The following is a 24,671-nucleotide window of genomic DNA, read 5'->3' as shown; positions in this document are numbered from 1 at the left end:
TTCCGCGGCCAGGCTCAATCCGCGGCGGCGCCGGGGCGCAGCTCGGACACGAACTTGTCGAAATCATCCGCATCCTGGAAATTCTTGTAGACGCTGGCAAAGCGCACATAGGCGACATTGTCGATCCGCGACAGGGATTCCATCACGATCTCGCCGATGGCCTTGGAGGGGATGTCGGTCTCGCCCGTGCTTTCCAGGCGGCGGACGATGCCGCTTATCATCTGTTCGATCCGGTCGGGTTCGACCGGGCGCTTCTGCATGGCGATGCGGATCGACCGGGCCATCTTGTCGCGGTCGAAATCCTCGCGCCGGCCGTTCGACTTCACGACCACCAGATCGCGCAGCTGGACGCGTTCATAGGTGGTGAAGCGCCCCCCACAGGACGGGCAGAACCGGCGGCGGCGGATCGCCACGTTATCCTCGGCGGGGCGGGAATCCTTGACCTGGGTATCGACATTTCCGCAAAACGGGCAGCGCATTCCGTTGTCCCTGTGCCTTGGGCGATCCGCGACAACTATAGGCAGCTTGGCAGGGATTGGGTAGCCCGATCTTCCGCCCCACAAGATAGGCCCCCCGGAACCTGTGGCCCGAATGCCGCGTTGCCCGGCATCCCAGCAACCCCGGAGGTTCCCATGGCCCAGACCCTGTTCATCACCGGCGCATCATCCGGCATCGGCGCGGCCACCGCCCGCGCGGCCGCCGAGGCGGGGTGGAACACCGCCCTCTTCGCCCGCTCGGCCGACCGGCTGCGGGACCTGGCGGACGAGCTGGGCGGACAGGCGCTGGTCCTGACCGGCGACGCCACCGATGCCGAGGCCTTGAGCGATGCCGCCGCGCGCTGCGCCGATCATTTCGGGGGCATCGATGCGGGTTTCGCCAATGCCGGGCGCGGGCTGTCCAAACCCGGCACCGAGGCGGGCGATCTGGACGACATCCGCGGCATGATCGATCTGAACGTGACCGGCGTGGTGCTGACCGCCCGCGCCCTGCTGCCGCATCTGCGGCGCAGCAAGGGCACGCTGGTCCTGACCGGGTCGGCGGCGGGGCGGCGCCATATCGCGGGCTCGATCTATGGCGCGACCAAATGGTTCGTGCACGGCTATGCCGGCAACCTGGCCGAGGAGATGCGCGAATGGGGCGGGCGCTGCGGCGTCGTGGCGCCGGGAATGGTCGACACGCCCTTCTTCGACGCGGGCGCGCCCGACAAGCTGCAGCCCCAGGATGTCGCGGCCGCGGTCCTGCAGATGATCACCGCCCCCGAACGCGCCGCCATCCGCGAGGTCTTCCTGATGCCCCAGCAGGGCTAGACCGCCTGGAACGCCATCGCCACATGGCGATCATGGGGCGCGCGCCGGTGTTCGACCAGATAGACCCCCTGCCAGCGCCCCAGCATCATCGCCCCGCCCTGCACCGGGATCTGCAGCGTCGTGGGCAGCATCGCGGCCTTCAGATGGGCGGGCATGTCGTCCGGCCCCTCGTAGCGATGCGTGATCCAGCCCATCGAGGGATGATCGGCGGGCGGCGCCAGACGGTCCAGCCATGCCAGCAGGTCCTGCTGCACCTCCGGGTCCGCATTCTCCTGAATCAGGATCGAGGCCGAGCTGTGGCGCACCATCAGCGTCAGAACCCCGTCCCCCGCGCCGATCCCGCCCAGCCATTCCGCGATCCGCCGGGTGATCTCGTGGCAGGCGGGGCCGGACGTGCGGATGGTCAGGCTGTCGATCATTCCGCGGCCTCGGGACCGGGCAGCGAGGCCGCATCGTCGTCACGGTCGTGATCCAGCGCGATCTGCTTGCTGGCCCGGGCGCCCAGGGCGCGCAGCATCTCGACCTGGCGGATGACATTGCCGGGGCCGCGAGACAGCCGGTCCATCGCCTGCGCCTGCGCGCGGCTGGCTTGGTCCAGCGCCTTGGCGACGCCCTCCATCGACTCCACGAAGCCCGCCACCTTGTCATAGAGCTGCCCGGCCCGGCGCGCGATCTCCATGGCATTGGTCTCGCGCCGCTCGACGGCCCAGATATGGTCCACGGTGCGCAGCGTCAGCATCAGCGTCATCGGCGTGGTCAGCCCGACCCGGCGTTCCATCGCAAAACCCGCCAGCCCCGGATCGGCGCGCAGCGCCTCCGAGAAGGCGCCTTCAATCGGGATGAACATCAGCACGTAATCCACTGAATTGTCGTCCATCCGCTGATAGCCGCGTTCCGACAGCCCGGTGATGTGGGCGCGGATCGCCGCCACATGGCGGCGCAGGGCGGCCTCGGCCTCGGCCGGGTCGTCCGAGGTCGCCGCCAGCTCGTAATCGTTCAGCGAGACCTTGCTGTCGATCACCATCGCCTTGCCGCGGGGCATGCGCACGACCACGTCGGGGCGCCACAGCTTGCCGGCCTCGTCGCGCCAGCTGGCCTGGACCTGGTAATGCGTGCCCTCCAGCAGGCCGGATTCCTCCAGGATACGCTCCAGAACCATCTCGCCCCAGGCCCCTTGGCGCTGCTTCTCGCCCTTCAGGGCGCGGGTCAGGTTCACCGCCTCGCGGCTGATCGCCTCGCTGCGGTTGTGCAGGGACAGGATCTGTTCGCGCAGCCGGGCGGATTCCTCGTCCAGCACCTTGTTGCGGGCCTGCAATTCCGTCTGGAACCGCCCCACCTGGTCGCGAAAGGGCGCCAGCAGCGCGGAAAGCTGGTCGTTCTGACTGCGCTGCAGATCCTCCTGCTGGGCGCGCAGCGTCTCGGCCGAGAGCAGCTTGAAATGCTGGGTCATCTCGGCGCGCAGCTCGCGCAGGGTGGCGATCTCGCGCGCGCTGGCCTCGGCATCCTTTTCGGCGCGCAGCCGGGTCTCGGCCAGCCGCGTCTCCAGCTGAGACAGCTGCTGGCGGGTCTGGTGCAGCGCGTCGGTCAGCCCGTCACGCTCCTCGGTGATCCGGGACAGGCGCTGGCCCGCGGCCTCGGATTCCACCTCCAGCCGGGAATGGCGCAGGGCCCGGTCCTGCAGGTCGGCCTGGGCGCGGGCCAGTGCCGAACGCCCCCGCAGCCACAGGGCGACGGCCAGGCCCGCGACGGCCAGCGCGATCAGGGTCAGCGGGTCCAAGGACTGGGGCATCGGCCCGTCCCCCCTTTCGTGGTCTCAGACGGCGATGGACATCATGAAGGCGACGACGCCGCCCGCATAATCCCCGCGATGCACGGTCGAGCTGTCGGATTTCGCGAACCAGTCCATCAGCGAGGCCTTGTCGCGGTCCGAAAACCGCATCCGCCAGTCCTGGAACCGGCGATGATCCAGCGATCCCTGGTCCAGCACGTCCAGCGAGACATGCCGCCGGTCGCGCTCGATCGAGGCCACGACGTCGCGCAGCCCCTCGACCGGGCCTTCCAGCCATTGAAAGAACAGCCCGTCCTCGTAATGCAGGCAGCCGGTCAGGCCCAAGGCCTGGTTGCGGCGCCGGGCCTCCAGCAGGATGTCCTGCAGCTCGTCCGCGCCCAGCCCGTCACGCGCCGTGCTTCGATAGAGGTAGAACCCGAGCCCCTCCACGCTGTTCAGATCACTGGTCAAGGAACGACCGCAGTTTTCTGCTGCGCGAGGGATGTTTCAGTTTACGCAATGCCTTGGCCTCGATCTGGCGGATACGTTCGCGGGTGACGCTGAACTGCTGCCCCACCTCTTCCAATGTGTGGTCCGTGTTCATGCCGATGCCGAAGCGCATGCGCAGCACGCGCTCCTCGCGCGGGGTCAGGCTGGCCAGGACACGGGTCGTGGTCTCCTTGAGGTTCTCCTGGATGGCGCTGTCCAGCGGCAGGACGGCGTTCTTGTCCTCGATGAAATCGCCGAGCTGGCTGTCCTCCTCGTCCCCGATCGGGGTCTCGAGGCTGATCGGCTCCTTGGCGATCTTCATCACCTTGCGGACCTTCTCCAGCGGCATCTGGAGTTTCTCGGCCAGTTCCTCGGGGGTCGGCTCGCGGCCGATCTCGTGCAGCATCTGGCGGCCGGTGCGGACCAGCTTGTTGATCGTCTCGATCATGTGGACCGGGATGCGGATGGTCCGCGCCTGATCCGCGATGGACCGGGTGATCGCCTGCCTGATCCACCAGGTCGCATAGGTCGAGAACTTGTAGCCGCGGCGGTATTCGAACTTGTCCACGGCCTTCATCAGGCCGATATTGCCTTCCTGAATCAGGTCCAGGAACTGCAACCCGCGGTTCGTGTATTTCTTGGCGATGGAGATGACCAGACGCAGGTTGGCCTCGACCATCTCCTTCTTGGCCTGGCGGGCCTCCTTCTCGCCGCGCTGGACCTGGGCCACGATGCGGCGGAATTCCTCGATATCGACACCGACATATTGCCCGACCTCGGCCATGTCGCCGCGCAGCTTTTCCACCGCATCCCGCGAACGGTCGAACAGCGCCTGCCAGCCGCGACCGGCCTGGGCGGACATGCGGTCCATCCAGGTCGGGTCCAGCTCGGCCCCGCGATAGGCGTCGATGAATTCGCGACGGTTGATGCGGGCGGCATCGGCCAGCTTGACCATGCCGCTGTCGATGGTGACGATGCGGCGGTTGATGCCATAAAGCTGGTCGACCAGCGCCTCGATCCGGCCGCTGTTCAGGTGCAGCGAATTGACCAGCACCACGATCTCGGAGCGCAGGGTCTGGTAGTCGCTCTCCGCCGTGGCGGAAAAGCTGTTATCCTCGTTCAGCGTCGCGGACATGCGCTGATCCTGCATGTCGGCCAGCCGCTCGTAGTAATGGGCGATGGATTCCAGCGTCTCCAGCACCTTGGGCTTCAGGCTGGCCTCCATCGCGGCCAGGGACAGGTTCGCGCCCTCGTCCTCGTCCTCGTCCTCCTCGACGCGCAGGGGGTTGCCGTCGGCGTCGTATTCCTCGCGCTTTGGGGCCGCGCTGGCGCCGGCATCGCCCTCGGCGACCAGCTCCTCCTCGTCACCTTCCTCGCCGTCCATGGACTGGCCGAAGGTCGTCTCGAGGTCGATCACGTCGCGCAGCAGGATCTCCTCGTCTAGAAGCTCCTCGCGCCACAGCGTGATGGCCTTGAAGGTCAGCGGGCTTTCGCACAGGCCCGCGATCATCGTGTTGCGGCCGGCCTCGATGCGCTTGGCGATGGCGATCTCGCCCTCGCGCGAGAGCAGCTCGACGCTGCCCATCTCGCGCAGATACATGCGGACGGGGTCGTCGGTGCGGTCCAGCTTTTCGGTCTCGGTCGCGGCGACGGCCAGTTCGCGCGACCCGGACCCGGCGGCGACCACGGCCCCGCCTTCGGATTCCTCGGCGGCCTCGTCATCCTCGATGACGTTGATGCCCATCTCGGACAGCATCGACATCACGTCCTCGATCTGCTCCGAGCTGACCTGTTCGGGCGGCAGGACGGAATTCAGCTGGTCATAGGTGATGTAGCCACGGTCCCGCGCCTCGGCGATCATCTTCTTGACCGCAGCCTGGCTCATGTCCAACGAATGGGCGTTGTCGTCCTTGTCGGTCTTGTCGTGGTCGTCGTCCTTGGCGGCCATCCAGGGCTCCTTCTCGGCGCGGCGTGGAGAGACGATTCGCTGGAGGCCGCGAATCGTCGCAAAATCGTTTCGGTTCTAGCGCGGTTCCCGACCGAATCAAAGGCCGGGCCCCGCTGATGATTCGCAACGGCGATTCGCGGTCACCGCCGGGGCGGCTTGCGCCAGATCTGGCCCGACAGCCAGTCGGAAAGCTGCGCCGAGAGCGCGTCGCCATCCTCGCCCGCATCCTTGACCCCGTCCAGTTCGCGCCGTTCGGTCAGGTGCCGGGACCGGGCGATCTGGCTCATGCGCCATGTCAGGCCCTCGTCGGCCTCGCCCTGCATCTCGGTCTCGGCGCGGCGCAGTTCCTGGTGGGTCGCGCGGGCGACCTCCAGGCGATCCAGAAGATCGGCAAGGATCAAGGAAGCGGCATCATCGGCCTTCTGTTCGATCACCGTCGGGGTCAGGCCCAGATGGGCGTCGCGGCGCAGGGTTTCAAGGCCGCGCCGCCCCGCGGGGCTGTCCGCCCGCGTCAAAAGATCATGCAAGAGCGCGGCCCGGTCCGGATCGCGCGGCAGCAGCCGTTCCAGGCGCGATTCCACCGGGATCATCGCCGCGGGACGCAGCGCGCAGATCAGCAGCGCGGCGCCCTCCAGCAGGTCCTCGCCCTGTTCCGGCATGGGCGGCGCGATGGCCGAGATCGGCGCCCGCGGGGCCATCGAGGCCCCTTGGCGCCGTGCCGGGCCCTGCCCGGCCGCCCGGCCCGGCCGCTGCGCCCGGCGCGCGGCGCCGAAGAGGTCCCATTGCTTGCGGCGGATCTCCTCGGCGTAATGGCGGCGGGTGGGCTCGTCGGGGATGCGGGCCACGGCCTCGGCCAAGCGCTGGTCCAGCGCGGCGCGGCGTTCGGGGCTGTCGAAGACCTGGCCCGCCGTCTCGCGCGACCAGAGCAGGTCGATCAGCGGCCGCGCCTGGTCCAGCACCGCACCCATCGCGCCCGGCCCCGCGGCGCGGATCAGGTCGTCCGGGTCCTGGCCCTGGGGCAGGAAGGCGAAACGCAGCGCCTGACCCGGCCCGGTCAGCGGCAGCGCCAGGTCGATCAGCCGCTGCGCCGCCCGCTGGCCTGCCGCATCCCCGTCCAGCGCGATGATCGGTTCGGGCGAGATGCGCCACATCAGCCGCAGCTGATCCTCGGTCACGGCGGTGCCCAAGGGTGCCACCGCGCCCTCGAACCCGGCCCGGGCCAGCGCGATCACGTCCATGTAGCCCTCGGCCACCACCAGCCGCTGGCCCTTGGAGACCGCCGCCCGCGCGGGCCCCATGTGATAGAGGTTGCGCCCCTTGTCGAAGAGCGCGGTCTCGGGGCTGTTGAGGTATTTCGCCCGCGCGTTCGGGTCCATCGCCCGCCCCCCGAAGCCGATGCAGCGCCCCTGGCCGTCGCGGATCGGAAAGACGATGCGCCCCCGGAACCGGTCATAGGGCGCGCCGCCCCCATCGGGCCGCGCGGCCATGCCCGCATCCACGATCCGCGCATCGTCGAAGCCCTTGTCGCGGAGCGCGGCGGTCAGGGCGGTGCGCTGATCGGGGGCGAAGCCGATCTCGAACCGGTCCAGCGCGGGCTGGTCCAGGCCGCGCCGCTGCAGGTAATCGCGCGCCTCGGCCGCGGCCCCGGTCTGCAGCTGCAGGCGGAACCAGCGGCAGGCGGCCTCGGTCACCTCCAGCAGCTGGGCGCGGCGGTCGGTGCGTTCGCGGGCGCGGGGATCGGGTTCGGGCATGGACAGCCCCGCCTCGGCGGCCAGCAGCTTGACCGACTCGATGAATTCCATCCCGTCATGGTCGCGCAGGAACCCGATCGCGTCGCCCTTGGCGTGACAGCCGAAGCAGTAATAGAACCCCTTCTGGTCGTCGCAATGGAAGCTGGCGGATTTTTCCTGATGGAACGGGCATGGCGCCCACCAGTCGCCGCGCGCCTGGTTCGACTTGCGCAGGTCCCATGTCACCTTCTTGCCGATCACGCGGCTGATCGGAACGCGGTTGCGAATCTCGTCGAGGAAACCGGGGGGCAGGGACATGGGCGCGATTATCGGTCATGCCCGCCCCGCCCACAAGGCGTCACGCGCCGACCGCCCCGCGCGCCAGGCCCCAATAGATCTGGACGATGCGGTCGCGATCCAGCCGCCCGCCCTCGCGATACCAGTTCGTCACCCCGGTCAGCATCGCGATCAGCGCCAGCGTGGTCAGCTTGGGATCCTCGATCCGCATGGCCCCCGCCGCCACACCGTCGCGCAGGATCGCCTCCAGAGCCGCCTCGTAGCGGCCGCGCAGGGCGGTGATGCGGGCGAAATTCGCGGGCTCCAGGTTGCGCAGTTCCATATAGGACAGAAAGACCGCATCCGGGTGGTCCAGGCTGAAGGCGATGTGGAACCGCACGAAGCGTTCCAGCCGGGCCAGGGGCGCGGCCCCGGGATCGTCGCGCCAGGCATCCAGCAGGTCCTGCATGTGGCTGTCCAGCAGGTCACGCAGCAGCGCCTGCTTGTCGGGCGTATAGGCATAGAGCGCGCCCGCCTGCACCCCCACCGCCGCCGCGATCTGGCGCATCGAGACCGCCGCATAGCCGTGCCGCGCGAACAGGCGGCGCGCCGTGTCGCGGATCAGGGGGCCGGTGATATGGGCGCGGGAACCTTGCGTGCGGGCCATGGCGCCCTGTCTAGCGCGCGGCGGGGGGCGATGAAAGCGGCGAAGCCGTTGCCCGGCGCGCCCGGCCCGCGTAACGATGCGGGGATGAGACATCTGCTTGCCCCGACCCTGACGGTCACCCTGATCCTGTCCGCCTGCGCGCCATCGGACGATGCGGCCTATCCGCGCCTGCTGCCGACCGACCGGATGCTGGCCGAACCTGCGCTGCCGGCCCATGCGGGCCCGGCCCGCGCCGATCCCGGCCCGGTCCGCACAGCGGCGGTCGGGCGGGCTGATGCGCTGCGGGCGCGGGCCGATGGCCTGCGCGGCCCCGTGGTGGACCCCGCGCTGCGCGACCGCGCCGCCAGGTGATTGCCAAGCCGGGTACGGACTGGTAAGAAAACCTTACCAGTAGCGAAAGGCCCGGCCATGCCCGTCATCACCTGCATCGACGACCTGAAGCGCCTGCACCGGGCGCGGACCCCGCGGATGTTCTATGACTACGCGGAATCGGGCAGCTATACCGAACAGACCTTTCGCGACAACACGGCCGATTTCGCGCGGCTGAAGCTGCGCCAGAAGGTGGCCGTGGACATGTCCGACCGGCGCCTGTCGCGGCGGATGGCGGGGCTGGACGTGACCATGCCCGTGGCCTTGGCCCCCGTCGGGCTGACCGGCATGCAGCATGCCGATGGCGAGATCCACGCCGCCCGCGCGGCCGAGGCCTTCGGCGTGCCCTTCTGCCTGTCCACCATGTCCATCTGTTCGATCGAGGACGTGGCCGAGCACACGACCAAGCCCTTCATGTTCCAGCTTTATGTGATGAAGGACCAGGATTTCCTGGCCGCGATCATCGACCGGGCCAAGGCTGCGGGCTGCAACGCGCTGGTCCTGACGCTGGACCTGCAGATCCTGGGCCAGCGGCACAAGGACCTGAAGAACGGGCTGTCGGCCCCGCCGCGCATGACCCTGCCGACGATGCTGGATCTGGCCACGCGCTGGCGGTGGGGCATGGGGATGCTGGGGACTAAGAGGCGGCATTTCGGTAATATCGTAGGCCATGCCAAGGGCGTGGGCGACACGCGCAGCCTGATGAGCTGGACGGCCGAGCAGTTCGACGAGCGCCTGGACTGGGACAAGATCGCCCGCATCCGCGACATGTGGGGCGGCAAGCTGATCCTGAAGGGCATCCTGGACCCGGAGGATGCCCGCATCGCCGCCGATTTCGGCGCGGACGCGATCGTGGTCAGCAACCATGGCGGCCGCCAGCTGGACGGGGCGCTGTCCTCGATCCGCATGCTGCCCCATATCGTCCAGGCGGTGGGCACCTCGGTCGAGGTGCATATGGATGGCGGCATCCGCTCGGGCCAGGACGTGCTGAAGGCACTGGCCCTGGGTGCGCATGGCACCTGGATCGGGCGCGCCTGGCTGCATGGGCTGGGGGCCATGGGCGAGGCCGGCGTGACCCGCGCGCTGGAGATCATTCGGAAGGAGCTGGATGTCAGCATGGCGCTCTGCGGGGAACGCGACCTGAATGCGGTCGGGCCTCAGAACCTGTTGATCCCGCGCGGGTTTCTGGACGAATACCCGGTCGCCTGACCCGCGCGGCGCCGGTCCAGCGCCAGCACCACCGCCAGCGGCAGCAGGAAGCCCAGCACCGCCCCCGTCGGCGGATGGTCGATGCCCAGCATCGGCAGGCCCTGCAGCACCAGCACATGCGCGACATAGATCGCCGCCGCCGCCCGGCCCAAGGGCAGGTCCGTCCGCGGCAGCCGCCAGCGCATGACCAGCAGCAGGATCGCCGGGCAGGCCAGCAGATGGCCCGGCGGCATCTCCAGCAGGGGGTCCTCGCCGATGCGGTGCAGCCAGAACAGGTTCTCGGCCACGCAGGCCGCCAGCCCCAGCACCGCCGCGGCCCAGAGCCACCCCGCCCCGATCCGCGGCAGGCCCTGCGCCATCAGCCAGCCCATCGCCAGATAGGGATAGAGATAGAGCGGCCCGTTGCGGTAATGCTCCATCGGCACCTCGGACAGGCCGGCCATGCGCGCATATTGCAGCGCCAGCCCGGCGCCCCCCAGCACCACCGCCGATGCCGCGACAGCCCCCCGGCCCAAGGCGGCAAAGCCCGCCAGCAGCACCCCGGCCACGGCCAGCCCCTGCAGGAACCACAGATGCATGAAGCCCAGGACCAGCTCGGACCCGGTCAGCGCCAGCGGCCGGTTCGCGTAATAGGGGCCCAGGAACACCAGATAGATCGCCGACCAGACCGCATAGAGCACCAGCAGATGCCCCGCCCAGCCCGACAGCCCGCCCCGCCGCATCACGCCCGCCAGAAACCAGCCCGCGATCAGCGTGAAGACCGGCACGGCCACGCGCAGCACGCTGTTGCCCAAGGCCAGCCAGACCAGACCGGCCTCGCCCGCGTCGCGGATCGACTGGCGCGCCAGGCCCGAATGGGCCACGACCACGAAACCCGCCAGAACCACCCGCAGGTAATCGACCGCGATCATCCGCTGCATCCGCCGCCCCTCTGGCCAGACCCTCCGGCCCGGCATATGTGTCGGGGCGATGACAAGTCAAACCCAATACGTTTGACGCTTCACATCCCGGCCGTTTTGCGCTAGGGGCACCCCCTGGCGCCACGCACCCTTGGAGGATGGCGCCCCCAACAATGGTTAAGGATTAGAAAAATGGCCAAAGAGATTCCGAATCTGGTGGCCGAGGCACGTGCGGGGTCGGGCAAGGGGGCCGCTCGCCAGGCTCGCCGCGACGGCAAGGTGCCCGGTATCGTCTATGGTGACGGCAAGGACCCGGTCTCCATCCAGTTCGACTTCAACAAGCTGCTGACGCAACTGCGCGCCGGCCGCTTCATGTCGACCCTGTGGAACCTGCAGGTCGAAGGGCAGGAAGACGTCCGCGTCATCTGCCGCGGCGTCCAGCGCGACGTCGTCAAGGATCTGCCGATCCATATCGACTTCATGCGCCTGCGCCGCACGTCCAAGGTGAACCTGTTCATCCCGGTGGAATTCATCAACGAGGACAAGTGCCCCGGCCTGAAGCGCGGCGGCACCCTGGTCACCGTCCGCCCCGAGGTGGAGCTGGTCGTGACCGCCGGTGACATTCCCGACCACATCACCGTGGACCTGGAAGGCCGCCAGATCGGCGACACGCTGAACATCAGCGACGTGACCCTGCCCGCCGGCGCCAAGCCGACCATCGACCGCGACTTCGTGATCGCCAACCTGGCCGCGCCCTCGGCGCTGCGCTCCGAGGATGACGCCGCCGAAGGCGAGGGCGATGCCGCAGCCGACGCGCCCGAGGCGCCCGCCGAGGCCTGATCCCGCGCGGATCGGTCGCATGACCTTGGGGGCGGTGCCACTGGCGCCGCCCCTTTCCATTTCGCCCCCGCCTTGCTAGCCCGCCGTCAAGGAGACATGCATGGAACCCGTCAACATCATCGGTGCCGGCCTGGCCGGATCGGAGGCCGCCTGGCAGATCGCCCGCATGGGCGTGCCGGTCATCCTGCACGAGATGCGCCCCCAGGTCGAAACCTTCGCCCACAAGACCGGCGACTGCGCCGAGATGGTCTGCTCGAACAGCTTCCGTTCGGATGACGACGTGATGAACGCGGTGGGCCAGCTGCATTGGGAGATGCGCCAAGCGGGCGGGCTGATCATGGCCATGGCCGACCGTCATCGCCTGCCCGCGGGCGGCGCGCTGGCCGTGGACCGCGAGGCCTTCGCCGCCGCCGTGACCCGCACCCTGCAGGACGAGCCGCTGATCACCATCCGCCCGGGCGAAGTCGCCGATCTGCCCGATGCCGGCAACTGGATCGTGGCGACGGGGCCGCTGACCTCGGACCGGCTGGCCGGGTCGATCCGCGGGCTGACCGGGACGGATGCGCTGGCCTTCTTCGACGCCATCGCACCGATCGTGCATGCCGACACCATCGACATGTCCATCGCATGGGAACAGTCGCGCTATGACAAGGGCGAGACCGAGGCCGAACAGAAGGCCTATATCAACTGCCCGATGAACCGCGACGAATACGAGGCCTTCATCGACGCCCTGCTGGCCGCCGAGAAGACCGAGTTCCACGAGGGCGAGACGGCGGGCTATTTCGACGGCTGCCTGCCGATCGAGGTCATGGCCGAACGCGGCCGCGAGACGCTGCGCCACGGCCCGATGAAGCCCGTGGGCCTGACCAATGCGCACAAGCCCCAGGAAAAGGCCTATGCCGTGGTCCAGCTGCGCCGCGACAACGCCTTAGGCACGCTCTATAATATCGTGGGCTTCCAGACCAAGATGAAATACGGCGCCCAGACCCAGGTCTTCCGCATGATCCCCGGTCTGCAGAATGCGGGCTTTGCGCGGCTTGGCGGGATCCACCGCAACAGCTTTCTGAATTCGCCCACGCTGCTGGACGACCGGATGCGCCTGCGGCCCGCGCCGCATCTGCGTTTCGCGGGCCAGGTCACGGGGGTCGAGGGCTATGTCGAAAGCGCCGCGATGGGCCTTCTGGCCGGGCGCATGGCCGGTGCGCAGGCGCTTGGCCGCGACCTGGCGCCGCCGCCCTTCACCACCGCGATGGGCGCGCTGGTCAACCACATCACCGGTGGGGCCGAGGCCAAGACCTTCCAGCCGATGAACGTGAATTTCGGCCTGTTCCCCCCCCTGCCCGAGATGCGCGGCGGGCGGCGCGGCCGCAAGGACCGCTATCCCGCCTATACGCAGCGGGCCAAGGACGATTACGCGGCATGGCTGGCCGCCCAGTGACCACCGGCCCGGTGACGCGCTTTGCGCCGTCGCCCACCGGGCTGCTGCATCTGGGTCATGCGTTCTCGGCGCTGACGGCGGCGGCCCATGGGCGGTTCCTGCTGCGGATCGAGGATATCGACCGCGAACGCTGCCGCCCGGAATACGAGGCCGCGATCTCCGAGGATCTGGCCTGGCTGGGCCTTACCTGGCCGCGGCCGGTCCTGCGGCAATCCGACCGGATGGCGGCCTATGGCGCGGCGCTGCGGCGTCTGGCGCCGCTTTGCTATCCCTGCCGCTGCCGGCGGGGGGACATCCGCGCGGCGCTGTCGGCCCCGCAGGAAGGGGCACCGCCCGCGGGGCCGGACGGGCTGATCTATCCGGGGACCTGCCGGGGGCGGGACATGGCGGATGCGGGCCCGGATGACGTGATCCGGCTGGATGTCGGGCGGGCCTTCGCGGCGCTCGGGGTCGACCGGCTGTCGTTTCGGGACCAGGACGGCGCGGATCATCCGATGGGCGCGCGGGATTTCGCCGCGACCATCGGCGACGTGATCCTGGCGCGGCGAGGGATGGGCACGTCCTATCACCTGGCCGTCGTGGTCGATGACGCGGCCCAAGGCATCACCTTGGTCACGCGGGGGCTGGACCTCTTCGATTCGACCTGGATCCATGTGCTGCTGCAGCGCCTGCTGGACCTGCCCACGCCCGTCTATCTGCATCACCGGCTGATCCGCGACGATGCCGGGCGGCGACTGGCCAAGCGCGACGATGCCCGCGCGATCCGCCATTACCGCGAGGCCGGGGCCAGCCCGGCCGATATCCGCGCGATGCTGCGCTTCAGCCCATCGGCGCCATGATCTCGACCTCGGCCCCGTCGCGCAGGGCGGTGTAGAAGCAGCTGCGCCGGTTCGTATGGCAGGCGGGCCCGGTCTGGCGGACCAGGACCAGCAGGCAGTCGCGGTCGCAATCGACCCGCATCTCGACCAGTTCCTGGACATGACCCGAGCTTTCGCCCTTGATCCAGAAGGCCTGCCGCGACCGCGACCAATAGGTCACCCGCCCCGTCCGCAGCGTCTGCGCCACCGCATCGGCATTCATCCACGCCATCATCAGCACCTCGCCCGAGTCCGCATCCTGGGCGATGGCGGGCAGCAGCCCCGCCGCATCGTATTTCAGGCTGAGAGGGTCGAACATCGGGTTTCCTTTCATCCGGCGCGTGCCTATCTAATCCGGGCACGCCACGCGCGAAACCCCAAGCGGAGGATCGATGGCCGATTCCGACCTGATGCAGCTCTATTCCCGGCGCATATTGGCGCTGACCTCGGCCATTCCGCATCAGGGGCGGCTGGCCGATCCGCAGGCCAGCGCGATGCGCCGCTCGCCCCATTGCGGATCCTCGGTGCTGGTGGACCTGGCCCTGCGCGACGGCCGGATCAGCGATTTCGCCCAGGAGGTGCGCGCCTGCGCCCTGGGTCAGGCATCGGCGGCGGTGCTGGGCCAGACCGCCCTGGGGCTGGACCGCGCGACCCTGTCGGCCACGCGCGACGCGCTGAAATCCATGCTGACCCAGGATACGCCCCCCCCCGACGGCCCCTTCGCCGATCTGGAGGCGCTGACCCCGGCCCGCGCCTATCCCAACCGCCATGCCTCGATCCTGCTGGCCTGGGATGCCGCGCTGGAGGCGATGGACCAGGCCTTGGCATGAAAAAAGGCCGGCCCCTGCCAGGGCCGGCCAGTTGCGCGTGCTTGGAACAGGGAGGCCGCACAGGCGGGGCGTCCTCCGGCAACGCGGGGCAGTCGGTCAGATCTGCAGGATGGCGGGCAGCCACAGCAGCAGGATCAGGGTCACGCCAAGGGCAGCGCCCCCGACAAGATCAACGGCAGTGTCACGGGTCATGGCGGCTTCCTTTCTGTTGCGTGTTTGTTCTCATGTTCCGGCGATTCGGTAAAGAACTTTTTAAGAACATTCTGCTTGGTCAGCCGACCTGGATCAGTCGAATCGCCTGATCCTGCTGCATCAGCCACATCAGCATGCGCAGCGCTTGCCCGCGCGGGGACTCCAGCGCAGGGTCGATCTCCAGCAGGGTGCGGGCATCCTGGCGGGCCACGGCCATCAGCGCGGGTTGATGTTCCAGATCGGCGATGCGGAACCGCGGCAGGCCGGACTGGGCGGTGCCGATCACGTCGCCCGCGCCGCGCATCTCCAGATCGACCTCGGCGATGCGAAAGCCGTCCTCGGTGTCGCGCAGCGTGGTCAGGCGGCGGGCGCCGGTCTCGTTCAGAGGGGCGTGATACATCAGCAGGCAGGTGGACGCCCCCGAGCCGCGTCCCACCCGGCCCCGCAGCTGGTGCAGCTGCGCCAGGCCAAAGCTCTCGGCGCGCTCGATCACCATGATCGTGGCTTGGGGCACGTCCACGCCGACCTCGATCACCGTGGTCGCCACCAGCAGCTGCGCGGTGCCGTCGGCAAAGTCGCGCATCGCCATGTCGCGCTGATCGGGCGGCATCTGGCCATGCACCATCCGCACCCGGTCGCCGAACAGCGCACGCAGATGGGTGAAGCGCGCCTCGGCCGCGGTCAGGTCGCTGACCTCGCTTTCATCGACCAAGGGACAGACCCAATAGGCCCGCGCCCCCTGCGCCATGGCGGCGCGCAGGCGTTCGGTGACCTGGTCCAGGCGGGTGTCGGCGATCATCACCGTGGTGATGGGCTGGCGGCCGGGGGGCTTTTCATCCAGCACCGACAGGTCCAGATCGCCATATTGCGACAGGGCCAGCGACCGCGGAATGGGCGTGGCGGTCATGATCAGCATGTCGGGCGGCACGATGCCCTTGGCCGACAGCTCCAGCCGTTGGGCCACGCCGAAGCGGTGCTGTTCGTCGATGATCGCCAGCCGCAGGTCGCGAAAGGCCACGTCCTTCTGGAACACCGCATGGGTGCCCACCAGGATGTCGATGCCGCCATCGGCCAGATCGGTCAGAATCCGGCCCCGCAGGTCGCGCTTGTCGCGCCCAGTCAGCGCGGCCAGCCGCACCCCCGCCGCCCGCGCCAAGGGCTCCAGCGCGCGGGCATGCTGGCGGGCCAGGATCTCGGTCGGCGCCATCAGCACGGCCTGGCCCCCGGCCTCGACCGCGACCAGGGCGGCCATCAGCGCGACCAGCGTCTTGCCCGCGCCGACATCGCCCTGCAGCAGGCGGTTCATGCGGCGGTCGCTGGCCATGTCGGCGGCGATCTCCTCGACCGCGCGGGCCTGGGCGCCGGTGGGGGGCCAAGGCAGGCTGTCCAGAACCTTGCGCCGCAGATGCCCGTCGCCCCGGCTGCCCCGCCCCTTCAGCCGCCGCTTGTCACGCCGCACCAAGGCGAGCGTCATCTGATGAGCTAGGAATTCGTCATAGGCCAGCCGCGCCCGCGCCGGGCTGTCGGGCGACAGGGCGGCGGGCGATCCCGGCGCATGGGCATGGCGCAGCGCATCCGCAAAGGACGGCCAGCCGCGCGTCGCCATGACCTGGGCGTCGATCCATTCGGGCATGTCGGGCACCCGGTCCAGCGCGGCCTCGGCGGCCTTGGCCATGCCGCGCTGCGTCAGCCCCGCCGACAGCGGATAGACCGGCTCGAATTCCGGGGGCTGGGGGTCGTCCGCGGCCAGGATGTGGTCGGGATGGACGATCTGGGCCTGGCCGTCGAACAGCTCCAGCTTGCCGCTGACGGTGCGGGTCGCGCCTTGGGGCAGCTGCCCCTCGATCCAGGCCTCGCGCGGGCGGAAGAAGACCAAGGTCAGGTCGTCATGCCCGTCGGTGCAATGCACGCGCCACGGGCGGCCGCGGACCTGCGGCGGATGGTGGCGCAGGACGGTCACCGCGATCGTCACGATCTCGGGGGCGCGGGCCTCGGACAGGCGGGCGATGCGGCGGCGGGTGATGCCGCTCGCGGGCAGCGTCAGGACCAGGTCGCGCGGCTTGTCGATGCCCATCTGTTCCAGCGCGGCGCGGCCCTTGGGGCCGATGCCGGGCAGCGTGTCGATCCCCGCGAACAGCGGGAACAGCGCGGGCGGGCGGCCCTTGGCTGGGGTCATCCCGCCCCCGCGATGCGCAGCCATTCATCCTCGTCGATGACGGTGACGCCCAGGGCCTCGGCCTTGGCGGCCTTGGATCCGGCACCCGGCCCCGCGATCAGCAGGTCGGTCTTGGCGCTGACCGATCCCGCGACCTTGGCGCCCATCGCCTCGGCCCGGGCCTTGGCCTCGGCCCGGGTCATGCGCTCCAGCGTGCCGGTGAAGACCAGCGTCTTGCCCGAGATCTCGGTCCGGGCGGCATCGGCGGTCCGGGCGGCCTGGATGTCCAGCAGGTCGGTCAGCCGGTCGATGCTGGCGCGTTCGGTGGGCTGGGCGAAGGTCGTGACCAACGAATGGACCAGCACCGCGCCGATCCCGTCGATGCCGGTCAGTTCGGCCCAATGCGGGCTGTCGGCCAGTGCGGCGCGGCGGGCGCGGTCGTCGGGGGCGGCAAAGGCGGGTTCGGCCGCCGCCCCGTCGATCGCCGCGACCAGGCTGGGCCAGTCGTGGAAATGCCGCGCCAGCGTGGCCGAGGCGACCTCGCCCACATGGCGGATGCCCAAGGCGAAGATCAGCCGCGCCAAGGGGATGGCGCGCCGATCCTCGATCGCGGCAAAGAGCTTTTCGGCCGAGCGTTCGCCGAAGCCGTCGCGGTTCTTCAGCTTGGTGAAATTGGCGGCGTCGCGGGTGGCCAGGGTGAAGATGTCGGCAGGCTCGCGGATGGGCAGCTGGTCATCGGCAAAGAACATCTCGACCTGCTTGGCGCCCAGCCCGTCGATGTCGAAGGCGGCGCGGCTGACGAAATGCTTCAGCTTCTCGACCGCCTGCGCGGGACAGATCAGCCCGCCGGAACAGCGGCGCACGCTGTCGCCCGGCTCGCGGATCGCGTCCGAGCCGCATTCCGGGCAGGTCTGCGGAAAGACATATGGCCGCACATCCTCGGGGCGGCGGGCCAGGTCCACATCGGCGATCTTGGGGATCACGTCGCCCGCGCGATAGATCTTGACCCAATCGCCCTCGCGGATGTCGCGCCCCTCGCGGATGGGCGCGCCGGCATTGTCGCGCCCGGCGATGTAATCCTCGTTGTGCAGCGTCGCGTTCGAGACGACGACCCCGCCCACGGTCACCGGCTCCAGCCGGGCGACGGGGGACAGCGCGCCCGTGCGGCCCACCTGGATCTCGATCCGGTCGAGGCGCGTCCAGGCGGTTTCGGCCGGGAACTTGTGCGCCAAGGCCCATCGCGGCGTGGTCGACCGGAACCCCAGACGCGCCTGATAGGCCAGGTCGTCCACCTTGTAGACCACCCCGTCGATGTCATAGCCCAAGGTCGCGCGCTGCTGTTCGATCGCGCGCCAGACCGCGATCAGCCCCGCACCGTCATGGCAGAGCCGCGTCAGCGGGTTCGTCTGGAACCCCAGTTCGGCCAGCCGCCCAACCGATTGCGCCTGGGTAGGCGCCAGGGGGGCGGACAGTTCGCCCCAGCCATAAGCGAAGAAGCGCAGCGGGCGGCGGGCCGTCACCGCCGGGTCGATCTGGCGCAGCGATCCCGCCGCCGCATTGCGCGGATTGGCAAAGACCCGGCCCGCATCCACGGCGTTCAGCGCCTCGAAATCGCCGTGGCTCATATAGACCTCGCCGCGGACCTCCAGGATATCGGGGGCGCCTTGGGGCAGGGTCTGGGGAATGTCGGCGATGGTGCGGGCGTTTTCGGTGACGTTTTCGCCCACGGCGCCGTCGCCGCGCGTGGCGGCCTGGACCAGCCGCCCGCCCTCATAGCGCAGCGACAGGGACAGCCCGTCGATCTTGGGCTCGGCCGTCATGTCCAAAGGCGCGTCCGGCGCCAGGCCCAGAAAGCCGCGCACCCGGGCCACGAAATCGGCGACGTCCTCCTCGGTGAAGGCATTGCCCAGGGACATCATCCGGCGGGCATGGACGACCTTGCCGAAACCCTCGGCCGGGGCGGCGCCGACCTGGCCCGTGGGGCTGTCGGGCATGGCCAGCGCGGGAAAGGCCCGCTCCAGCGCGGCCAGCCGCGCCTTCATCGCGTCGTAATCGGCATCCGAGACCTCGGGCGCGTCCCGCCCGTGATAGGCCTCGTCGGCAGCCGAGACCCGGGCGGTCAGATCCGCGATCTCGGCCGCCGCCTGATCAAGGCTCAGCCGATCCACTGCCATCCTGTCCGCCATCCGCGCCCCCGTCCTGTCAGCATCGCGATTGCGGGTATCGCCCATGGGCGCGCGATCGTCCAGACGGGTCGCAGGGCGCGCGCGCGACGGCCGGGATCAGGCGCCGATGGCCAGCCGTTCCTCGTTGCCCGGCCCCGGATCGCGCAGCACATAGCCGCGGCCCCAGACCGTCTCGATATGGCTTTCACCGCCCAGGGCCTCGGACAGCTTCTTGCGCAGCTTGCAGATGAAGACGTCGATGATCTTCAGCTCCGGCTCGTCCATGCCGCCATAGAGATGGTTCAGGAACATCTCCTTGGTCAGGGTGGTGCCCTTGCGCAGGCTCAGCAGTTCCAGGATCTGGTATTCCTTGCCGGTCAGGTTCACCGGCTTGCCCTTCACCTCGACCGAGCGGGCATCCAGGTTCACCACGATCTCGCCCGTGCGGATCAGGGCCTGGCTGTGACCCTTGGAGCGGCGGATGATCGCCTGGATCCGCGCCTGCAGCTCCTCGCGGTTGAAGGGCTTGGTCATGTAGTCGTCGGCCCCGAAGCCGAAGCCGCGCAGCTTGCTTTCGGTATCGTCGGACCCGGTCAGGATCAGGATCGGCGTGTCGATGCGCGCCAGGCGCAGATGGCGCAGGACCTCCATCCCGTGCATGTCGGGCAGGTCCAGGTCCAGCAGGATCAGATCGTAGTCATAGAGCTTGGCCAGATCGATCCCTTCCTCGCCCATGTCGGTCAGGAACACGTTGTAGCTGGCCGTCGTCAGCATCAGTTCGATGGCCCGCGCGGTGCTGGGATCGTCTTCTACCAAAAGGATTCGCATGGCTTGATCTTACCCCCGATTCGCCAAATCTGATGTCCCGACAATCCCGCAATGGGGTTAACATGCCGTTACCAATGAATTGACTTTGCCAAAAGCAACCTAGGGTTGTCTATACTTTTGCAGCGACGTGACCTTCAAGGCCGCCTTTCCGTGTCGCGCGACCGCCGCGCACCAGCCGTCGAACTCCTCCTCCGACAGGCCGTATCGGCTCAGCGCGTCGGTGCGGCTGATCAGCCCGTGGGTCACCGCCAGCACCACCGTCTGCTTGCGGCTGGCCACCCATCGCGTGTCCGCCATCGGCAGATCCGCAATGCTGAGAATGCGCCCGTCATCGAGCGTGACGATCCGCGGTCCAGAGGTCTTTTTCACGAACATTGCAGGGTCCTTCCTTCACGTCCTGCAATCACTGCCCCAAACCGCTTAAGCCGCGGTTAGGATCACCGCAGATTACGCCCCCCGCGGGGTTGAGAATATGGCGTATTTACCTATATTTTGACGCAATCCGCGCCGGACGCCCTGAGCCGGACCCCCTGACCTTTGCCCGATGCCGGCGTGCCGGGCCGAAAGACCGTCCATGACCCTGACCGCCGAAACACGCGCGCCCGCGCGCCCCGCCGAATTGAACAGCCTGGGCTTTGCCAAGCCCCCGGCCCAGACCCGCGTGGTCGTGGCCATGTCGGGGGGCGTGGACAGCTCCGTCGTCGCGGCGCAGCTGAAATCCGAAGGGTATGACGTCATCGGCGTGACGCTGCAGCTCTATGACCACGGCGCGGCCTTGGCCAAGAAGGGCGCCTGCTGCGCGGGTCAGGACATCCATGACGCGCGCCGCGTGGCCGAACGCATGGGCTTTCCCCATTACGTTCTGGATTACGAGAACAAGTTCCGCGAATCGGTGATCGACGAATTCGCCGATGCCTATCTGGCCGGCGCGACGCCCGTGCCCTGCATCCGCTGCAACGAGCGCGTGAAGTTCCGCGACCTGCTGGAGACCGCGCGCGACCTGGATGCCGATTGCATGGCGACGGGCCACTACATCCAGCGCAAGCAGGGCCCCCACCGGGCCGAGCTGCATATGGCGGCGGATGCGAATCGCGATCAGAGCTATTTCCTCTTCTCGACCACGCAGGAGCAGCTGGATTTCCTGCGCTTCCCCTTGGGCCATCTGGTCAGCAAGGCCGAGACGCGCGCCCTGGCCGCCGAATACGGCCTGTCGGTCGCGGACAAGCCCGACAGCCAGGACATCTGCTTCGTTCCCAATGGCGATTACGCCTCGGTCATCGAGAAGCTGCGCCCCGGCGCGGCCGATCCGGGCGATATCGTCGACCGCGAGGGCCGGGTGCTGGGCCGGCATCGCGGCGTCATCCATTACACGATCGGCCAGCGCCGGGGCCTCGGCATCGGCGGGGGCGAGCCGCTCTATGTGCTGCGGCTGGAGCCCGAGACGCGCCGCGTCGTCGTGGGCCCGCGCGAGGCGCTGTCGACCAGCATCGTCAACGTGACCGAGGTGAACTGGCTGGGCGATCAGCCCTTCGAGGGCGAGATCGCCTGTCTGGTGCGCATCCGCTCGACCCGCCCGCCGCGCCCGGCGATCCTGCGCCCCCTGCCTGGCCGCCGCGCCGAGGTCGAGCTGTTGGACCCCGAGGATGGCGTCAGCCCCGGCCAGGCCTGCGTCTTCTACGACACCGACAGCACCCGCGTGCTGGGCGGCGGCTGGATCAGCCTGCGTCGGCGGCCAGCTGCCTGATCCGGGCGATCATCGCGCGCAGCCCGTTCGACCGTTGCGCCGACAGATGCTCGTCCAGGCCCAGGCGCGCCAGCGCGGCCTGGGCATCCACATCACCCACCTGCGACACCGGCAGCCCGGAATAGAGCGCGTGCAGGACCGCGATCAGCCCGCGCACGATCACCGCGTCGCTGTCGCCTTGGAAATCGAAGGTCGGCCCCTCGATCCGGGGCATGATCCAGACCTGGCTGGCGCAGCCGTCCACCTTGGTCGCGGGCACCTGCAGCGCTGGCTCCATCGCCGGCATCGCGCGGCCCAGTTCGATCAAATGGCGATAGCGTTCCTCCCAATCGTCCAGAAATTCGAAGGTTTCGGCGATATCCTCGAAGGCTTGCGTGGTCGGCATGGCGGTCTCCTGGCTGCGGGTCCGGGTTAGCCCGCGCGCGCCCGAAGGTCAAAGAGGCTTTTCCGCACGCCCCGGATCGCCTATCACCGCAGCAGGATGCCAAGGGGACGCGCCATGACCAGAATTACCCTGTCGCTGCTGATCGCCGCCGCCATGCTGACCGGCTGCGGCAGGCTGGGCGACAGCGCCTGGAACCCCTTTTCGGGCGGCGGCGCGCGCAGCGCCCCCGAGACGCTGGAACCCGAGGGTGGATACGGCACCGTGCTGGACGCCCGCCCCTCGGTCCCCCAATTGCTGGGCGCGGAATGGCAGAGCCTGCCCGAGGGCCGCCTGCTGGTCGTGCGCGGCTTCGCCCCGGTCAAGGGCTATCATTCGGCCATGCTGGTCCGGGCGGGCGGGCGCACCGGGCCGGACCGGCTGGCCCCCGATCCCGACGGGGTGCTGCGGCTGCGCTTCGTCGCGGTGCCGCCCGCCCCCGACAGCCCGGCGGCGCGCATGCCCGCCAGCCCCGCGACCGACACGATCACCGTGGCCCTGCCCCTGCCGACCGCGCGCCTGGCGCGGCTGACCGGCATCGAGATCCAGGGCGGCGACCGCGTGATCCAGCTGCGCCGCTGATCCCTCAGGCCCGGCGCAGCTTTCTGAACGCGGCCGAGGCACCCCAGCCCGCGATCACCGCCACCGCCAGCGACATCAGCCCGTAGAGCAGCGGCTGATCGAAGGCCAGGCGATAGAGCCAGCGTTCCAGCCCCACCTTGCGCACCTCGATCGCCGCCGCATAGGCGTCGATCACCGCCCCCTCGCGCAGCAGGAAGATGCGGGCGCGGTAATCCCCCTCCAGCAGGTTGGCGGGCAGGCGGATATCGGTGCGGAACAGCGTGTCCTGGACCAGGGTGACGGCGCCCTCCTCGACCCGGTAATGCCCGTCCTGCTGGCGCAGGCGCAGCAGCGCCTCGGTATAGGGGCGGGTATCCGCGACCTCCGGGGCGCCCGCGAAGGCGCGCAGCACCAAGGGCAGCGAGATGCGGTAGCGGTTGTCCCAGTCCGGCGCCAGGATCTGGTCCAGGGGCCGCGTCGTGGCCACCGCATAGAAGCTGGGCGCCGCCCCGATATCCACGCGGTCGGTATTGACCCAGATGCCGAAGCGGCGGGCCTTCTGCCAGATGGTCAGGGGCTGGGACGGGGCCTCGATGGTCACGATCACGTCCAGCGGCCCCTCGGGGATCGGCGTCTCGCGGCGCACCGCGCCATAGATCAGGATGTCGGATCCGTCAAAGCTGGTGGTGATGGCGACGGCGCTGTTGGACAGCCCGGCCACGACCTGTTCCTCGGGGCCGACGGGCACCGCCTCGACCGGCTGGCGCGGCGCGCCGGGATCGGGAAAGAGCGGCCAGTCCGGGCCCTGCGGCACGGGCGGGATCAGCCCGGCCTGCGGATCGGCGGGCATGGTCGACCCGGCCCCCTGCGCCAGGCCCGCGCCGGGGATCAGCCCGATGATCAATGCCAGCACCAGCCGCATCACGCCCCCCGCGTCGAGATCGAGAACAGGTCGTCCGGCGTCAGGAACAGATCCAGCGCCAGCTTGCCGCAGACCGCCAGCACCAGCAGCGCCAAGAGGATGCGCAGCTGTTCGGCCCGCAGCCGCGCGCCCAGGGTCGTGCCGACCTGCGCGCCGATCACGCCCCCCACGATCAGCAGCACCGCCAGCATCACGTCGACCGTGTTGTAGCTGACCGCATGCATCAGCGTGGTGAAGGCCGTGACAAAGGTGATCTGGAACAGCGACGTCCCCACCACGACCTTGGTCGGCATCCCCAGCAGATAGATCATCGCGGGCACCATGATGAACCCGCCGCCCACCCCCATGATCGCCGCCAGAACCCCCACCGCGACCCCCACCATCAGGGGCGGGATGACACTGATGTAAAGGCCCGAGGCCCGGAACTTGATCTTCAGCGGCAGGCGGTGGACCCACATATGCTGATGCAGGCGGCGGCGCTTGGCCTGGGGGCTGCGGGCGCGCAGCAGGGCGCGGACGCTTTCCTGCAGCATCATCGCGCCGATCAGGCCCAGAAAGACGACATAGCACAGCTGGACGACCAGCTCGACCTGGCCGATCCGCTGCAGCAGGTTGAAGACCAGCACGCCCAGTGCCGATCCCACCAGGCCGCCGACCAGCAGCACGCCGCCCATGCGGAAATCGACCGTGCGCCGCTTCATATGGGCCAGCACGCCCGAGACCGACGAGGCCACGACCTGGTTCGCCCCGGTCGCCACCGCGATGGCGGGCGGGATGCCGATGAAGAACAGCAGGGGCGTGATCAGGAACCCGCCGCCGACGCCGAACAGGCCGCTCATGACGCCCACCAGCCCGCCCAACCCCATCAGCGTGAAGGCGTTGACCGAGACCTCGGCGATGGGAAGATAGATCTGCATCTGCGCGCGGTCCTTGCCCCGGGGTCAAAGGATGCAACGCCCCCGGGCGCAGGTCAAACCGCTTTCGCATCCCGCCCCGCCGCAGGAACGGGTTGAAGCAGGCCCGCCCCGCCGCTAATCAGATCGGGTCACAAGGGCG

25 protein-coding genes are annotated in these 24,671 nt (G+C 69.1%); 9 read left to right on the top strand and 16 right to left on the bottom strand.

Going from position 1 to position 24,671, the window contains the following annotated elements:
* Window positions 1-14: 14 nt before the first annotated feature.
* Window positions 15-479, bottom strand: coding sequence for a transcriptional regulator NrdR (gene nrdR, locus JHW48_RS04485; protein WP_119887377.1), 465 nt, complete (start codon window positions 477-479; stop codon window positions 15-17).
* A 153-nt stretch (window positions 480-632) separates the two neighbouring features.
* On the opposite strand from nrdR, the gene JHW48_RS04480 reads away from it, so the two are divergent.
* Entirely contained in the window at window positions 633-1,307 is a 675-nt protein-coding gene (locus JHW48_RS04480; RefSeq protein ID WP_119887378.1) for an SDR family oxidoreductase, read from the top strand.
* Here JHW48_RS04480 and JHW48_RS04475 read toward each other — a convergent pair.
* The 6 genes from JHW48_RS04475 to JHW48_RS04450 form a co-directional block, all read right to left on the bottom strand.
* On the bottom strand, window positions 1,304-1,726 hold the full coding sequence (locus tag JHW48_RS04475) for a secondary thiamine-phosphate synthase enzyme YjbQ (RefSeq protein ID WP_119887379.1): 423 nt from the start codon (window positions 1,724-1,726) through the stop codon (window positions 1,304-1,306). The two genes, JHW48_RS04480 and JHW48_RS04475, sit on opposite strands and share 4 nt — an antisense overlap.
* Window positions 1,723-3,096: a DNA recombination protein RmuC gene (locus JHW48_RS04470; RefSeq protein WP_119887380.1), complete on the bottom strand. Its 1,374-nt coding sequence runs from the start codon at window positions 3,094-3,096 to the stop codon at window positions 1,723-1,725. The genes JHW48_RS04475 and JHW48_RS04470 overlap by 4 nt, the downstream gene beginning before the upstream one ends.
* A gap of 24 nt (window positions 3,097-3,120) precedes the next feature.
* Complete coding sequence (locus JHW48_RS04465) at window positions 3,121-3,546, bottom strand: BLUF domain-containing protein (protein WP_170152347.1); 426 nt, start codon at window positions 3,544-3,546, stop codon at window positions 3,121-3,123.
* Window positions 3,536-5,512, bottom strand: a complete 1,977-nt coding sequence (gene rpoD, locus JHW48_RS04460; protein ID WP_119887382.1) for an RNA polymerase sigma factor RpoD — start codon at window positions 5,510-5,512, stop codon at window positions 3,536-3,538. The genes JHW48_RS04465 and rpoD overlap by 11 nt, the downstream gene beginning before the upstream one ends.
* A 140-nt stretch (window positions 5,513-5,652) precedes the next feature.
* Complete coding sequence (gene dnaG, locus JHW48_RS04455) at window positions 5,653-7,560, bottom strand: DNA primase (protein WP_119887383.1); 1,908 nt, start codon at window positions 7,558-7,560, stop codon at window positions 5,653-5,655.
* Between the two features lie 40 nt (window positions 7,561-7,600).
* Window positions 7,601-8,185 carry a TetR/AcrR family transcriptional regulator gene (locus JHW48_RS04450; protein ID WP_119887384.1) on the bottom strand — a complete coding sequence of 195 codons (585 nt, stop codon included), beginning with the start codon at window positions 8,183-8,185 and terminating at the stop codon, window positions 7,601-7,603.
* A gap of 84 nt (window positions 8,186-8,269) precedes the next feature.
* On the opposite strand from JHW48_RS04450, the gene JHW48_RS04445 reads away from it, so the two are divergent.
* Both JHW48_RS04445 and JHW48_RS04440 read left to right on the top strand, forming a co-directional pair.
* On the top strand, window positions 8,270-8,536 hold the full coding sequence (locus JHW48_RS04445) for a hypothetical protein (RefSeq protein WP_119887385.1): 267 nt from the start codon (window positions 8,270-8,272) through the stop codon (window positions 8,534-8,536).
* 57 nt (window positions 8,537-8,593) lie between these two features.
* Window positions 8,594-9,763 carry an alpha-hydroxy acid oxidase gene (locus JHW48_RS04440; protein ID WP_119887386.1) on the top strand — a complete coding sequence of 390 codons (1,170 nt, stop codon included), beginning with the start codon at window positions 8,594-8,596 and terminating at the stop codon, window positions 9,761-9,763.
* On the opposite strand, the gene JHW48_RS04435 is transcribed toward JHW48_RS04440, so the two are convergent.
* A complete protein-coding gene (locus JHW48_RS04435) occupies window positions 9,712-10,683 on the bottom strand; it encodes an acyltransferase family protein (RefSeq protein WP_272835785.1) in 972 nt (323 codons plus the stop codon). The two genes, JHW48_RS04440 and JHW48_RS04435, sit on opposite strands and share 52 nt — an antisense overlap.
* Before the next feature lie 171 nt (window positions 10,684-10,854).
* Between JHW48_RS04435 and JHW48_RS04430 the strand changes: the two genes are divergently transcribed.
* From JHW48_RS04430 to gluQRS, 3 genes are all read left to right on the top strand, one after another.
* Entirely contained in the window at window positions 10,855-11,502 is a 648-nt protein-coding gene (locus tag JHW48_RS04430; protein ID WP_119887214.1) for a 50S ribosomal protein L25/general stress protein Ctc, read from the top strand.
* 100 nt (window positions 11,503-11,602) lie between these two features.
* On the top strand, window positions 11,603-12,940 hold the full coding sequence (trmFO, locus tag JHW48_RS04425; protein WP_119887213.1) for a methylenetetrahydrofolate--tRNA-(uracil(54)-C(5))-methyltransferase (FADH(2)-oxidizing) TrmFO: 1,338 nt from the start codon (window positions 11,603-11,605) through the stop codon (window positions 12,938-12,940).
* Window positions 12,922-13,779 (top strand): tRNA glutamyl-Q(34) synthetase GluQRS, encoded by an 858-nt coding sequence (gene gluQRS / locus JHW48_RS04420; protein WP_119887212.1) that lies wholly within the window; start codon window positions 12,922-12,924, stop codon window positions 13,777-13,779. The genes trmFO and gluQRS overlap by 19 nt, the downstream gene beginning before the upstream one ends.
* Here the strand turns inward: gluQRS and hisI are convergent.
* Window positions 13,760-14,116, bottom strand: coding sequence for a phosphoribosyl-AMP cyclohydrolase (hisI, locus tag JHW48_RS04415; RefSeq protein WP_205961959.1), 357 nt, complete (start codon window positions 14,114-14,116; stop codon window positions 13,760-13,762). The genes gluQRS and hisI overlap by 20 nt on opposite strands.
* Window positions 14,117-14,189: 73 nt before the next feature.
* Between hisI and JHW48_RS04410 the strand changes: the two genes are divergently transcribed.
* Window positions 14,190-14,627 carry an iron-sulfur cluster assembly scaffold protein gene (locus JHW48_RS04410; RefSeq protein WP_119887210.1) on the top strand — a complete coding sequence of 146 codons (438 nt, stop codon included), beginning with the start codon at window positions 14,190-14,192 and terminating at the stop codon, window positions 14,625-14,627.
* A gap of 271 nt (window positions 14,628-14,898) precedes the next feature.
* Here JHW48_RS04410 and recG read toward each other — a convergent pair whose 3' ends face one another.
* The 4 genes from recG to sciP form a co-directional block, all read right to left on the bottom strand.
* A complete protein-coding gene (recG, locus tag JHW48_RS04405; protein ID WP_272835783.1) occupies window positions 14,899-17,019 on the bottom strand; it encodes an ATP-dependent DNA helicase RecG in 2,121 nt (706 codons plus the stop codon).
* Complete coding sequence (gene ligA / locus JHW48_RS04400; RefSeq protein WP_119887209.1) at window positions 16,992-19,160, bottom strand: NAD-dependent DNA ligase LigA; 2,169 nt, start codon at window positions 19,158-19,160, stop codon at window positions 16,992-16,994. Before ligA ends, recG begins: the two co-directional genes overlap by 28 nt.
* Window positions 19,161-19,256: 96 nt before the next feature.
* On the bottom strand, window positions 19,257-19,967 hold the full coding sequence (ctrA, locus tag JHW48_RS04395) for a response regulator transcription factor CtrA (protein WP_119887208.1): 711 nt from the start codon (window positions 19,965-19,967) through the stop codon (window positions 19,257-19,259).
* Window positions 19,968-20,066: 99 nt separating this feature from the next.
* On the bottom strand, window positions 20,067-20,342 hold the full coding sequence (sciP, locus tag JHW48_RS04390) for a CtrA inhibitor SciP (protein WP_119887207.1): 276 nt from the start codon (window positions 20,340-20,342) through the stop codon (window positions 20,067-20,069).
* 199 nt (window positions 20,343-20,541) lie between these two features.
* On the opposite strand from sciP, the gene mnmA reads away from it, so the two are divergent.
* On the top strand, window positions 20,542-21,711 hold the full coding sequence (gene mnmA / locus JHW48_RS04385) for a tRNA 2-thiouridine(34) synthase MnmA (protein WP_119887206.1): 1,170 nt from the start codon (window positions 20,542-20,544) through the stop codon (window positions 21,709-21,711).
* Here the strand turns inward: mnmA and JHW48_RS04380 are convergent.
* Window positions 21,683-22,096 carry a SufE family protein gene (locus tag JHW48_RS04380; protein WP_119887205.1) on the bottom strand — a complete coding sequence of 138 codons (414 nt, stop codon included), beginning with the start codon at window positions 22,094-22,096 and terminating at the stop codon, window positions 21,683-21,685. The genes mnmA and JHW48_RS04380 overlap by 29 nt on opposite strands.
* A gap of 114 nt (window positions 22,097-22,210) precedes the next feature.
* On the opposite strand from JHW48_RS04380, the gene JHW48_RS04375 reads away from it, so the two are divergent.
* Window positions 22,211-22,714 (top strand): hypothetical protein, encoded by a 504-nt coding sequence (locus tag JHW48_RS04375; protein WP_119887204.1) that lies wholly within the window; start codon window positions 22,211-22,213, stop codon window positions 22,712-22,714.
* Window positions 22,715-22,718: 4 nt separating this feature from the next.
* On the opposite strand, the gene JHW48_RS04370 is transcribed toward JHW48_RS04375, so the two are convergent.
* Together JHW48_RS04370 and JHW48_RS04365 are read right to left on the bottom strand one after the other, a co-directional pair.
* Entirely contained in the window at window positions 22,719-23,615 is an 897-nt protein-coding gene (locus JHW48_RS04370; RefSeq protein ID WP_272835781.1) for a TIGR02186 family protein, read from the bottom strand.
* Window positions 23,615-24,532 (bottom strand): sulfite exporter TauE/SafE family protein, encoded by a 918-nt coding sequence (locus JHW48_RS04365; RefSeq protein ID WP_272835780.1) that lies wholly within the window; start codon window positions 24,530-24,532, stop codon window positions 23,615-23,617. The genes JHW48_RS04370 and JHW48_RS04365 overlap by 1 nt, the downstream gene beginning before the upstream one ends.
* Window positions 24,533-24,671 lie beyond the last annotated feature (139 nt).

The sequence above is a fragment of the Paracoccus aestuarii genome (assembly GCF_028553885.1).
In the GTDB taxonomy this organism is placed as follows: Bacteria; Pseudomonadota; Alphaproteobacteria; order Rhodobacterales; family Rhodobacteraceae; genus Paracoccus; species Paracoccus aestuarii.
This window is presented reverse-complemented; position numbering and strand designations above follow the sequence as displayed.